Here is a 12,716-nt window from a genome sequence, read left to right on the forward strand (position 1 = left end):
ATATGAAGGATCTAATGGAGCTTCCTATTAAAGTTTTAGAACATATGGAAGCAGAGGAATTGGAATATCTCAAAACTTACTCCTTGGTTCAAGGATATAGTTCCTGATTATTGTAAAGAATGTAAATGGTTTCCAGCGTGTTTAGGCCCTTGTAATAAGCAACTAATGGCACATAAAGGCGAACGAATTTGTACATTTGATGCAATGAATATGGGTAACAAAGAATTTTTGATGTATATCTTTAAGTATCAATTAATACAAAAAGAAATTTGGAATTCAAACTCTTCGAAAGAGTGAATATTTTTAGGGGATATACAACCTTTCTAAAAATAGATGCGTATTTATAATATAAACGAATGTAAAAATTAGACAAGATGAAAATATGTATCTCTTTTTTGTTTCTCCTTTTCGGAACGTGGATAGCCCATGCGCAGCATGTGTTTTCCGGGACGGTTTGTGATGCGGAGAATGAAGCTTTGCCGGGTGCGCAGGTGGTGTTGCTGAAGGCAGACTCGATTTATGCAGCTACGTTGGCGGATGAATTGGGAAAGTTCATAATCCGGGATGTGCCGGCCGACGTGTATGGCTTGCAAATAGCCGCCTTTGGATACACATCGATAGAGGAAAAGGAGCGTAAAATAGTAAGCGATACTTCGTTTGATTTTATCCTCGAAAAAGAGATGAACGTAAATTTGGATGTAGTGGAAATCACCGCCAATCGAAACGACCGGGTGGAACGGACGGCCACGGGGCAACGCTTCTTCCTCTCGGAAAAGGCTAAGAAAAGTGGCGACCCTTATTTGGCCCTACAGGAAATTCCACGTTTGGTGACAAACAATGCCTTGAAAAAAATCACGATGGAAGATGGTTCCACACCACTTATCTTGGTAAACGGGATTGCAGTGAATGCAAACGTTGACCCGATAGACCCGCAAGACATTGAATCGGTCGAGGTGATGGATGTCGTAAGCGCACGTTACCTCCGCACAGGTGCCAAACATATTGTAAATATCAAATTGAAAGAGAAACGCGCACCTTATCGTTATTTCGAGGTCATGACGCGGCATGATGTCCCCCTGCGCCTGGGCATGGGAGCCATCTATTTTGAAGTGGGAAATGCCACTTATTCTTTGTATGGGCGAGGCGTAGGAGAATATACCTACCACGATGACACGGAGCTGGAGAAAACTGGCAACAAGGTGCCAGTTATTTCAAACAAAACAACAGCAAGAGCCGGAGTGACAACCACCGCTTTTTGAGTGAATTATTGTTTAAATGGATGCCTTCCAAGCAAGATTATTTAGCGTTCCACATCTATGCGTCGAACGACTATAAAAAGACGCGCACGACCGGTGACGGGACTTTCCGACAAACAGACGAGCAGGAGCAGTTGTTCGATTATTTCGTCGACAATCGCGACAAATCCAATTTAGTGACTGCCACGCTCTACCATAAGCATGATTTTGCTGAAAACAAAAAACTGGAAACCACGCTTGCTTTTAATAAGAATTGGAACACGAACGAGGGCGAGCGGAATGAAAACTACGTAGATTGGCGGTACCAGAATATTTACCAGTTCGACAACCAACGCCTCTCCGGGACGTTGAATGTGGATTATACGTGGGATGTGACGGAGGCGAATAGTCTGAATATAGGCAGTGAAACGCGCTATGTGAACGACAAAATCAACCAAACCACAAGCCTTTATCCTATCTTTAAGCATCGCGAATGGAGCGAATACGTGTATGGTGCATACAGCGGGAAAGTGGATAAATTCTATTATATGCTCTCGGCCGGAGTGGAAGGATTTTGGCTGAAAGCGGGCGATGAAACGAGCCATTACGTCAAACCGCGTGCCGCTTTGAGTGGAACCTATGCCATAAATAATAGCAATTCGTGGCAATGGGATTATCGTCTGACGAACCATGCGCCGGAAATCGGACAGTTAAACCCCTATAACACCTCAACCGACTCGTTAGTCGTCACGCGGGGAAATCCCGGTTTGCTACCCGAACAATTACATCGTCTAAGCACCTCTTATACATGGAATAAGAAAGGATTTTACATCACGCCCTCCTTCGAATATACCTTTTACAACGATATTGTCGAACCGTATGGGTATAGCGAAAAGGATATCTATATCAGCACGTACCGAAATGCCGGGAAATACCAGACATTATCGGTAAGCGGCACACTGAGTTACCGCATGGGTGATTGGGGACGCGCCTATGTATATGCCGGTCATGGCGTGAATTATTACGAAGGGCAGGACGCGCGGAAATATTTCGCGTGCGGCGGTGGCTTCTTTGCGCAGTACAAGAAATGGTCGTTGGATTATTGCATCGATTACCAGAATCAGGCGTACACGGCTGTGTCGAAGACCACTTTCCATACGCCGTCTTATTCATACCTTCAATTGATTTATAACTTCGCACCCAACTTTTACATCTCGGCTGCAGTTCAATATATGAACAATCCGCAGCATACAGATGTATGGACGTATAGCGACACGTACCAGTCCTTTTCCGCGTCGAGGATGCAAGACCTCTCGTGGCGGCCTTGGATATTAATCCGCTATACATTCCGAAAGAATGTGAAGAAAAAAATAAAACTGGAGAATGTGATTCAGGGAAGCCGGGAAAATGGCATACAGTTGTAAAACCGGTATCGCAGTAGCGAAGCCTCCCTTTGCAACGTTACGAAGACCTTCGTTAGAAGAAATGAAGAATATGTAGGACAAAAAAGAAGATAGATATGAAGCAATTTTTATTTTTAGCTGCTCTTTTGATGGCTTTTACCGCAAAAGGACAAGAACTTGTTAAAGGGCGCGTGGCGGATGCGCGGGTGATAACGGGGCAGTCAAGTTCACCAAACCGGTACAGATGCTGAATCTCACGCTGAGAAAGGATTTCTTCGACAAGAAACTGAGCGTGAGCCTCGATGCCTACGACATTTTCCGCACGACGAAATACAAAGAGCGGATGCTTACCGGCAATGTGGCCTATACGCAAACCGAAGATTACAACATGTGGAACTATTCCATCAGCCTCATTTACCGCTTCAACCAGAAGATAAAGAGCAAGTACAGAGGCAAGAGTACAGTGGAAGACGATGTGAACCGCCTCTGAGGAAAGTTCCGTCTCGACCGAACGTAGTACTACGTCTGGCATGAACGTAACGCTACGTCACCTCCGAACGTAGAGCTACGTTTGCATCGAACGTAGTACTACGTCTGGTGTCGACGGAAATAGGAAAGGAAGATTAAATATAAAATAAAAAGTAAGACAGATATGAAGTATTTTTTACTTTTAGCCGCTTTCTTAACGGCCGTTTCTGTGGAAGCCCAGCAGCTCAAAGGGCGCGTGGCGGATGCGCAGGGACAGCCGGTTACCTTTGCGAACATGGTGTTGCTGCAGGCCGATTTGTAAATAAAGAAGAAATATTTGTGTTATGGACTAATATAAACATAAAACAATGAAACCATTTCCCCATATCAAACAGCCCGACGCGATGGAGTGCGGGGCGACTTGCCTGCGCATGATTGCGAAATATTACGGGAAGGAGTATTCGGCGGAAACGATGCAGGAGTTGTGCCTCGTTACCCGTGAAGGTGTTTCGCTGCTTAGCATGAGCGACGCGGCGGAGTATCTGGGGTTCCGTACGGTCTGCGGGCGCATCACGCTGGAGAAGGTGGTGGAGCAGCGGCCTTTCCCTTGTATCTTGCATTGGAACCAAGAGCATTTTGTGGTGCTTTATGATGTGAAGACGAAGCGGAACGGCGACCGGATGTTTTATATTGCCGACCCGGCCAAGAATCTGTTACGGTTGGACGAAGAGACCGTACGCAATGCGTGGATTAGCACACGGACGCGGGGCGAGGAGAAAGGAATACTGATGGCGCTCCAGCCGACGCCTGCCTTTTACGAAAAGCCGGACGAGCGGCGCAAGATGCCGAAGCCGTTCCGCTTCCTATGGGGGTATGTGAAGCCTTATAAACCGTTCTTTGTGCAGTTGTTGTTGGGCTTGCTGCTGGGCAGCATCCTGCAATTGATATTCCCGTTTCTGACGCAGGCGATTGTGGATAAAGGTATAGCAGGAAAGAACCTGAATCTGATTTACTTGATTTTAGCCGGGCAGTTGATGCTGGTGGTCAGCCGCGCATCGGTCGATTTTATCCGTCGGTGGATGCTGCTCCATATTAGTACGCGGGTGAATATCTCGCTGCTGTCCGATTTCCTGATTAAGCTGATGCGCCTGCCGATGGCGTTCTTCGACACGAAGATGGTGGGCGACTTGCTGCAACGCATCGACGACCACGAGCGGGTAGAACGGTTCCTGACGGCACAGACGCTCAGCGTGCTCTTCTCGGCCTTCAGTTTTGTGGTGTTCGGTTGCGTCTTGCTCTATTATAACCTGGTTATCTTCCTGATATTCCTCTTCGGCAGTGCGTTTTATGCCGCATGGGTTTTCCTCTTCCTGAAGAAACGCCGCCTGCTGGATTATACCTATTTCGAGCAACGGGCACGCAACCAGAGCAAGACGATGCAGCTATTGAACGGGATGCAGGAAATCAAGCTCCAGAACTGCGAACGCCGTCGCCGTTGGGAGTGGGAAGACATCCAAGCGGATTTGTTCCAAACCAATATTGAGGCGATGAAGCTCCAGCAGAGTCAAGAGGCAGGCAGCATCTTAATCAATGAGGTGAAGAATATCGTGATTACGGTCGTGGCGGCTACGGCGGTGATTCATGGGAATCTATCATTAGGTATGATGCTTGCCATCCAATATATTATCGGGCAGTTGAACGCACCGGTCGAACAGTTCGTCCAGTTCATTTATGGCTGGCAAGACGTACAAATCAGTTTGGAACGGATGAGCGAAATCCGCCAGCGCGAAGAGGAAGAGACACCCGAACGGGAAATCACCGGCTTTACGGGCGAAGAGCGGGATATCCAATTGAATCACGTTACGTTCCAATACGAAGGCATCCATTCGCCCAAAGTGCTCGATGATGTCTCGCTTACCATTCCGAAAGGAAAAATCACCGCCATCGTGGGGACGAGCGGAAGTGGCAAGACGACGCTTATCAAACTCCTGTTGGGCTATTATAAACCGGTAGAAGGGACGATTACCGTAGGCGGAAACGACTTGCAGCAATTCAGCCTCCGTTGGTGGCGCGACCAATGCGGGGCGGTGATGCAGGATGGATATATCTTTTCTGAATCCATTGCGCGGAACATTGCTGTAGATGATGGCGATATCGACAAAGCCCGTCTGCTTTTGGCGGCACGCATTGCGAATGTGGAGGAGTTTATCGAACGCCTGCCGTTGAAATACAATACCATCATCGGGCAGGACGGACAAGGCGTGAGTCAGGGGCAACGGCAACGCATCCTCATTGCCCGTGCCGTCTATAAGAATCCGGAATTTCTCTACTTCGATGAGGCAACCAACTCGCTGGATGCAAACAACGAACGCGCCATTGTGGAGAATCTCACCGACTTCTATCGCGGCAAGACGGTGATTATCGTAGCGCATCGCCTGAGCACCGTTCGCCATGCCGACCAAATCGTAGTCTTGGAAAAGGGACGCATCGTCGAAGTCGGCACGCACGAAACGCTTATCGCCCGCCAGGGTGCTTATTATCATTTAGTAAAGAATCAATTGGAATTAGGCGCATGAATAGTTATAAAGAAATGAAACGCAAAGCACAAGAAGAGCAAGAGAAAATCGAACTCCGGAGCGAAAAGGTACGCAACCTCATCGGGCAAATGCCGCCTTTCCTCATCCGTTGGGGAAATACGATTTTGTTCATTATCATTGTGTTGCTTTTGGTGGTGTATGGGGGCTTATTTTTGTAGGCATAAATCTTCCAATTCACGGCGTAATTTCCGGAATTGACAACTGTAATCGGCGACGATTATAACTATGTTTTTCCGGAAAGGTAAGCTGCTTTTCAAATCGATGTGCTAAATAGGGAAAAGATAGTGGAGATTTGTTGGTTTTTGTGTAATTTTGCGGGCGGAAAAAGATTCGATAGATAAACATTATAAATTTAAGAATTATGGCTAAGAAAGCGCTTTTAATGATTCTGGACGGTTGGGGAATTGGTGACCACAAGAAAGATGATGTCATCTTCAACACGCCGACTCCGTATTGGGATTCTCTGTTGGCAACGTATCCGCATTCCGAGTTGCAAGCTTCGGGTGAAAACGTAGGTTTGCCGGATGGTCAAATGGGAAATTCGGAAGTAGGACACCTGAATATCGGGGCAGGTCGTATCGTTTACCAAGATTTGGTGAAGATTAACCGCGCTTGTGCAGATAATAGCATTCTGAAGAATCCGGAAATCGTTTCGGCTTTTTCGTATGCAAAGGAAAATGGAAAGAATATTCACTTCATGGGTTTGACGTCGAACGGTGGCGTGCATTCTTCACTTGAACATCTCTTCAAACTTTGCGACATTGCGAAGGAATATGGCATCGAGAATACCTTCATTCATTGCTTTATGGATGGACGTGATACCGACCCGAAGAGCGGCAAGGGCTTTATTGAACAATTGGAAGCGCATTGCGCACAATCGGCAGGAAAGATTGCCTCTATCGTAGGCCGTTTCTATGCCATGGATCGCGACAAACGTTGGGAACGTGTGAAAGAAGCGTATGATTTGCTGATTGAAGGCAAGGGCAAGCAGGCTACCGATATGGTTCAGGCTATGCAGGAATCGTATGATGAAGGTGTAACGGACGAGTTCATCAAGCCGATTAACAATGCCAACTTCGATGGTACCATCAAGGAAGGCGATGCCATTATCTTCTTCAACTATCGTAACGACCGTGCGAAGGAGCTGACCATCGTATTAACCCAGCAAGATATGCCGGAGCAGGGTATGCATACGATTCCGGGATTGCAATACTACTGCATGACGCCGTATGATGCTTCGTTTAAGGGTGTACATATCCTCTTCCCGAAAGAGAATGTGGCGGATACGTTGGGCGAATACCTCTCGAAGAACGGAAAGACGCAGCTCCACATTGCCGAGACCGAGAAGTATGCACACGTTACTTTCTTCTTCAATGGCGGACGTGAAGCTCCGTATGAGGGTGAAGACCGCATCTTGGTTCCTTCTCCGAAGGTGGCTACTTACGACTTGAAGCCGGAGATGAGTGCTTACGAGGTGAAAGACAAACTGGTAGAAGCTATCAACACGCAGAAGTATGATTTCATCGTCGTGAACTATGCGAATGGCGATATGGTAGGCCATACCGGTGTATATGAAGCCATCGAGAAGGCGGTAGTAGCAATCGATAATTGTGTACGCGATACCGTAGAAGCCGCTAAGGCAAACGATTACGAGGTAATCATCATCGCCGACCATGGCAATGCCGACCATGCTTTGAACGAAGACGGTACGCCGAATACGGCTCACTCGTTGAATCCGGTTCCTTTTGTATATGTAACGGAAAACAAGGCTGCCAAAGTAGAAAACGGCGTGCTTGCCGACGTGGCTCCTTCTATCTTGCATATCATGGGCATGGCTCAACCGGGCGACATGACGGGCAAAGATTTGATTAAGTAAATCGTTTTCATATTAACTATAATTGGGCGCGGATTTCGCGGATGGCACAACCGAGGGATTTTCTAAAGCCTTTAGAAAATCCCGCTGGACGCAGGGAAAGTTTCTAAAAGGTTTAGAAAAGTGGCTATCCGCCGTTTCCGTGCCTTGTTTTTAATTTTCAATTTAACGACGATGATGATTCAGATAGAAGACATTGTGGTGTCTTCTGACATTATAACCGAGAAATTCGTGTGCAATTTGGAGGCTTGCCGGGGCGAATGCTGCATAGAAGGCGACGCGGGTGCTCCGTTGGAGGAAAATGAGGTGAAGGAGCTGGAGAAAGTCTTGCCGGTCGTGTGGGAGGAGCTCTCTCCGGAGGCGAAGGCCGTCATCGAGAAGCAGGGGGTGGCGTACACGGACCGAGAGGGCGATTTGGTCACTTCGATTGTAAACAACAAGGATTGCGTGTTTACGTGTTACGATGAGAAAGGATGTTGCTATTGCGCCATCGAGAAGGCTTTCCGTGCCGGGAAATGCGATTTCTATAAGCCGGTCTCGTGCCACCTTTACCCGATTCGCGTTGGGAATTATGGTTTGTATACGGCGGTCAATTATCATCGCTGGGATGTGTGCAAGGCGGCGGTTATCTTGGGAAGAAAGGAAAATGTACCGGTTTATAAGTTCCTGAAAGAGCCTTTGATTCGGAAGTTCGGAGCTGAGTGGTATCAGATGTTATGCGATTGCGCCGAGGAGTGGCAAAAAGAGTATTTGGGAGAAGAAGAAAAAAGATATTAATGCAGATGGAAGAAAAGAGATTTGTCTTGCCCGATGCCGTGGTTTTGAATGAACACGAGGATTCAATCACGATCCTCGACCAGACTCAATTACCTGCCAAAGAGGTCTATTTGACAATAGATAAGGAAGCGGATTTAATTGAGGCAATTCAGAAACTCCGTTTGCGTGGGGCACCGGCCATTGGCGTGGCGGCTGCATTCGGTGTTTATGTCTGCTTTGCCCGTACGTCGGCTTCTATCACTTCGCCTGAAGTGTTGGAGAAGCATTTCCAAGGGATTGCCAATCGGATTCGGGCCAGCCGTCCTACGGCGGTTAATCTCGCTTGGGCCATAGAGCGCATGACTTCGGTTTTCCACCATTCCCTTTCTGGTTTAGCGGAAGTAAAGCCGGAAGATTTCATTCGCCTGAAAGATGTTTTGCGTGAAGAAGCTATTCGGATTAAAAATGAAGATATTACCATGTGCCGGCAAATCGGAAAACATGGCGTGTCGCTTATCTCGAAAGGAAGCCGTATCTTGACGCATTGCAATGCTGGGCATCTGGCGGTTTCCCGCTACGGGACGGCGCTTTCTCCCATTTATCGGGCACAGGAATTGGGATTGGCTCCGAAGGTCTATGCCGATGAAACGCGCCCTTTGCTTCAAGGCGCACGGCTTACGGCCTACGAGTTGATGAAGTTTGGGATCGATACTACGTTGGTGTGCGATAATATGGCGGCTTCGCTCATGGGCCAAGGTCTGATAGACATGGTGATGGTCGGGTGCGACCGCGTGGCGGCAAATGGCGACGTGGCGAATAAGATAGGTACGTGCGGATTAGCTGTGTTGGCGCATTATTTCCAGATCCCGTTTTATGTCTTAGGCCCATCGAGTACGTTCGATGCCCACACGCCGACGGGACAAGATATCATCATCGAGCAGCGCCCGGCATTCGAAGTGACCGACTTGCATTACGCCCACCGCATGGCGCCGGAGGGGGTGAAGGTGTACAATCCTGCGTTCGACGTCACTCCGGCATCGCTCGTCACGGCCTATATCACCGAAAAAGGCATCTTCACGCATTTCTGATTCGCCGGAAGTACTTTTGCTTGGGGAAATCAGTGCTTGAAAAACGTTGGAAATGGTCGCGGGTCGACCAAATTCCATTTCCAACGCGATTGGAAGCCCATTGCGTGGACACAATTCCATTTCCAACGTGATTGGAAGCCCATTGCGTGGACACAATTCCATTTCCAACGTGATTGGAAGCCCATTGTGCGGACGCAATTCCATTTCCAACGTGATTGGAAGCCCATTGTGTGTACACAATTCCATTTTCAACGCGATTGGAAGCCTTTTGCGTGGACGCAATGGCATTTCCAACGTTTTGGGAAGGTAATGAATTCAGCGCAAGCGACAGAGACATCCAAGTTTATCCTGTTCCAACGCCAAAAGGAAGCGTTTCGCCTCGATGCCACCGCCGAAACCGGTCAGCGAACCGTCGCTCCCGACGACCCGATGGCAAGGCGCGAAGATAGAAATGGCATTTGCCCCGTTCGCATTCGCCACCGCCCGCACCGCTTTCGGTATTCCCAGTCGCTTGGCCATTGCGCCGTAGGAGAGGGTCTGTCCGTAAGGGATTTGGAGAAGTTCGTGCCAGACGGCTTGCTGGAAATCGGTACCGACAAAGAGTAGGGGAATCGTAAAGGAGGTCCGTTCGCGCCGGAAATATTCGTCCAATTGGCGGATGGCCTCTTGCGTGACATCAGAAGGAGCCTCTTCGTATTCCGCTTTCAGTAAGGTTTGTAACCGCTTGTCTACGCGACCTGGATGTTTTTCGTTCGTCCAGTTGCAAAGGCAAAGCTGGTCGCCCAACGAACCGAGCCACAATCCGCCACAGGGCGATGCGTATCGCTGTATCAGTATTTTCTGTTTCATTTTATCGTGGTTAAACCTATAAAATACATTCATTACAATTTCTTCGGACGGACATCCGGCAGGAAAACGGCCACGATGCCCAGTAGAGGTAGCCACGTGCTGACATGGAAGATATATTCGACGCTCGTCCGGTCGGCCAACCATCCGAAGAAGGCTGAACCGATACCGCCCAGTCCAAACATCAATCCGAAGAAGATGCCTGCTATCATCCCGACTTTATCCGGCTTTAAATCGGTCGCATACACCACGATGGCGGAAAAGGCTGAGGCGATGATAAGTCCCGTCAGGATGGCCATGACGATTGTCCAGCCTAAATTCAAATAAGGCATCGCCAACGTAAAAGGAGCCGCCCCGAGGATGGAAAAGAGAATGACATATTTCCGCCCATAGCGGTCGCCCAGGAAGCCGCCGAGCAACGTCCCAATCGCAAAAGCCGCGAGGTACGCGAAGAGGCAATATTGCGAGGCTTGCACCGAGAGGTCGAACTTCTCGATCAGGTAGAAGGTGAAGTAGCTCGTCATGCAAGCATTGAAGAAATATTTCGAGAAGATCATCAAGACCAAAATACCCAATGCCATGCGGATTGTCTTCTCCGGAAGCGCGCAAGGAGCAAAGATACGCTTGCGGTGATGTTCCTTTATCTCATTCAATACCAAACTATACCAATAGCCGATGCGCGTGAGTAGGAGGGAGGCTAATAATGCCGCCAGTGCGAACCAACCTACGGCGTGTTGCCCGTGAGGAATGACGATTAATGCCGCCAGCAGAGGCCCGAACGCACTTCCTCCGTTACCTCCTACCTGGAAAATGGATTGCGCCAGGCTTTTCTTTCCACCCGATGCGATTTGTGCTACCCGCGAAGCTTCCGGATGAAACACGGAAGACCCGCATCCAATCAGCGCTACAGACAGGAGGAGCACTAAGAAACCAGATGCGAAAGCCAAAGAGACCAAGCCGACAAGCGTGAAACACATGCCCATCGCCAAAGAATAGGGTTGCGGATGGCGGTCGGCATATCGGCCTACGAAAGGTTGCAATACCGACGACGTCAATTGGAATACCAATGTAATAATGCCAATTTGCGCAAAGGTAAAACCAAATTTCTCTTTCAATAGCGGGTAAATGGCCGGGATGACCGACTGAATCATGTCGTTCAGCAAATGGCAAGTCCCGATAGTAAAGAGGATGGCATATGCCGTCCCGTCCGTCAAGTGCGGATGTCCCTTTATTTTATTGAATACCTTGTTTATCATCTGGATTATTTAAAGAATGAATTGTATGCAGACGGGGTGGGGCACCTGAATCGTTCGCCCGGTGTTCCGGAGCAATCCGCTCTCGGCATTGCGCTCGAAGACTTGGACTACATGATCGTCTCGGCAAGCCACCAACAAATATTTGCCATTGGGCGTCAGGTTGAAGTGGCGTGGATGCTTGCTTGTGGGTTGATAGCCTATGTGAGTCAATGTCCCATCGGAAGGATTGACCGAGAAAATAGCAATGCCGTCGTGTTTCAATCGATTGCTGGCGTAGAGAAAACGTCCGTCCGGACTTACATGGATATCAGCACTACCTCGTGCATGGACTTCGTCGGATTCAATGGTTTGTATCGCCTGTAAACGTCTATCTTTATAGGCATAAACGTAAACGTTTCCGCTTAATTCTCCGATTAAATATAACTGTTTTCCGTTAGGAGAAAAGGTAAGGTGACGCGGACCGGAACCGGCCTCAACGAATACAGAGTCGCATAACCGTAAGCTATCGTTCAATAGGTCAAAACAAAGGAGGCGGTCGGCACTGAAATCCGTCATAATGACTTGTTTCCCATCAGGGGTGAAAAGCGAGCAATGAACGTGTGGCGTGGTTTGCCGGAGGCTATCTACTCCACTTGCCGAACCTCTATAAGTTTTTCCTTCTGCCTCTACGCATCCATCTTCTCTTAAGGGGAAAAGCAAGAGAGACCCTCCTTCGTAGTTAGCGGTCAAGAGGATTTGCCCGTTCGTCGAGATATGACAGGGCGCTTTGCCTGTGAGTTGCTTGTTCAGCCACTTTAACTTTCCTTTTTCTTTATCGAAGGCATACGTCGAGACGCCGTCTGTCGAGTCATTGTTTTCACTCACGGCATACACTCGTGTCCCGTCGCTGGAGGATATCAAGAAAGAAGGATTGTCTGCCTGCACAGAATCAAGCACGATTGCCTCTCCTGTTTCTTGATTGAACCGAAAGGAATAAATACCTTCACTATCTCCATTTGTATAAGTACCTATTAATAGGGCTATTTCGTTGGGCGATTGATTTGTACGAAGAGTACATGCGCTTGTTAATCCGATGATTCCAGACATGAGAAAAATCCATCTAATCCATGTATATTTCATAACCTATTCCTTAAACGGATGCAAAAATACAATTTTTCTTGTCCGAAAGCGTCCTATCTTTTGTTTCTTTTACTA

General features: G+C 48.2%; 13 protein-coding genes. 10 read left to right on the forward strand and 3 right to left on the reverse strand.

The window, feature by feature from the left end:
• The first annotated feature begins 374 nt into the window (after positions 1-374).
• The 10 genes from B5F77_RS04800 to mtnA all read left to right on the forward strand — a co-directional run bounded on the left by B5F77_RS04800 (position 375) and on the right by mtnA (position 9,420).
• A complete protein-coding gene (locus tag B5F77_RS04800) occupies positions 375-1,259 on the forward strand; it encodes a carboxypeptidase-like regulatory domain-containing protein (RefSeq protein ID WP_087328455.1) in 885 nt (294 codons plus the stop codon).
• Positions 1,256-2,659, forward strand: coding sequence for an outer membrane beta-barrel protein (locus B5F77_RS04805; RefSeq protein ID WP_140392814.1), 1,404 nt, complete (start codon positions 1,256-1,258; stop codon positions 2,657-2,659). Before B5F77_RS04800 ends, B5F77_RS04805 begins: the two co-directional genes overlap by 4 nt.
• 95 nt (positions 2,660-2,754) lie before the next feature.
• Positions 2,755-2,889 carry a hypothetical protein gene (locus tag B5F77_RS16095; RefSeq protein ID WP_255377028.1) on the forward strand — a complete coding sequence of 45 codons (135 nt, stop codon included), beginning with the start codon at positions 2,755-2,757 and terminating at the stop codon, positions 2,887-2,889.
• On the forward strand, positions 2,883-3,128 hold the full coding sequence (locus B5F77_RS04810; RefSeq protein WP_087328461.1) for an outer membrane beta-barrel protein: 246 nt from the start codon (positions 2,883-2,885) through the stop codon (positions 3,126-3,128). The genes B5F77_RS16095 and B5F77_RS04810 overlap by 7 nt, the downstream gene beginning before the upstream one ends.
• 162 nt (positions 3,129-3,290) lie before the next feature.
• Entirely contained in the window at positions 3,291-3,428 is a 138-nt protein-coding gene (locus B5F77_RS15685) for a hypothetical protein (protein WP_162607953.1), read from the forward strand.
• Between the two features lie 46 nt (positions 3,429-3,474).
• On the forward strand, positions 3,475-5,682 hold the full coding sequence (locus B5F77_RS04815) for a peptidase domain-containing ABC transporter (protein ID WP_087328465.1): 2,208 nt from the start codon (positions 3,475-3,477) through the stop codon (positions 5,680-5,682).
• A gap of 14 nt (positions 5,683-5,696) precedes the next feature.
• Positions 5,697-5,861 carry a hypothetical protein gene (locus B5F77_RS04820; RefSeq protein ID WP_239445733.1) on the forward strand — a complete coding sequence of 55 codons (165 nt, stop codon included), beginning with the start codon at positions 5,697-5,699 and terminating at the stop codon, positions 5,859-5,861.
• Between the two features lie 203 nt (positions 5,862-6,064).
• Positions 6,065-7,579, forward strand: a complete 1,515-nt coding sequence (gene gpmI, locus B5F77_RS04825; protein ID WP_087328470.1) for a 2,3-bisphosphoglycerate-independent phosphoglycerate mutase — start codon at positions 6,065-6,067, stop codon at positions 7,577-7,579.
• Positions 7,580-7,753: 174 nt separating this feature from the next.
• On the forward strand, positions 7,754-8,353 hold the full coding sequence (locus B5F77_RS04830) for a DUF3109 family protein (RefSeq protein WP_087328549.1): 600 nt from the start codon (positions 7,754-7,756) through the stop codon (positions 8,351-8,353).
• A gap of 5 nt (positions 8,354-8,358) precedes the next feature.
• Positions 8,359-9,420 carry an S-methyl-5-thioribose-1-phosphate isomerase gene (gene mtnA / locus B5F77_RS04835; RefSeq protein ID WP_087328556.1) on the forward strand — a complete coding sequence of 354 codons (1,062 nt, stop codon included), beginning with the start codon at positions 8,359-8,361 and terminating at the stop codon, positions 9,418-9,420.
• A gap of 315 nt (positions 9,421-9,735) precedes the next feature.
• Here the strand turns inward: mtnA and B5F77_RS04845 are convergent, their stop codons facing one another.
• The 3 genes from B5F77_RS04845 to B5F77_RS04855 are packed head-to-tail and all read right to left on the reverse strand — an operon-like array spanning position 9,736 to position 12,641.
• Positions 9,736-10,269 carry a methylated-DNA--[protein]-cysteine S-methyltransferase gene (locus B5F77_RS04845; protein ID WP_087328559.1) on the reverse strand — a complete coding sequence of 178 codons (534 nt, stop codon included), beginning with the start codon at positions 10,267-10,269 and terminating at the stop codon, positions 9,736-9,738.
• A gap of 32 nt (positions 10,270-10,301) precedes the next feature.
• Positions 10,302-11,522: an MFS transporter gene (locus B5F77_RS04850; protein ID WP_087328477.1), complete on the reverse strand. Its 1,221-nt coding sequence runs from the start codon at positions 11,520-11,522 to the stop codon at positions 10,302-10,304.
• Between the two features lie 9 nt (positions 11,523-11,531).
• Positions 11,532-12,641 carry a lactonase family protein gene (locus B5F77_RS04855; protein ID WP_087328480.1) on the reverse strand — a complete coding sequence of 370 codons (1,110 nt, stop codon included), beginning with the start codon at positions 12,639-12,641 and terminating at the stop codon, positions 11,532-11,534.
• Between the last annotated feature and the right edge of the window lie 75 nt (positions 12,642-12,716).

It is taken from the genome of Parabacteroides sp. An277 (assembly GCF_002159645.1).
Taxonomy (GTDB): Bacteria; Bacteroidota; Bacteroidia; order Bacteroidales; family Tannerellaceae; genus Parabacteroides.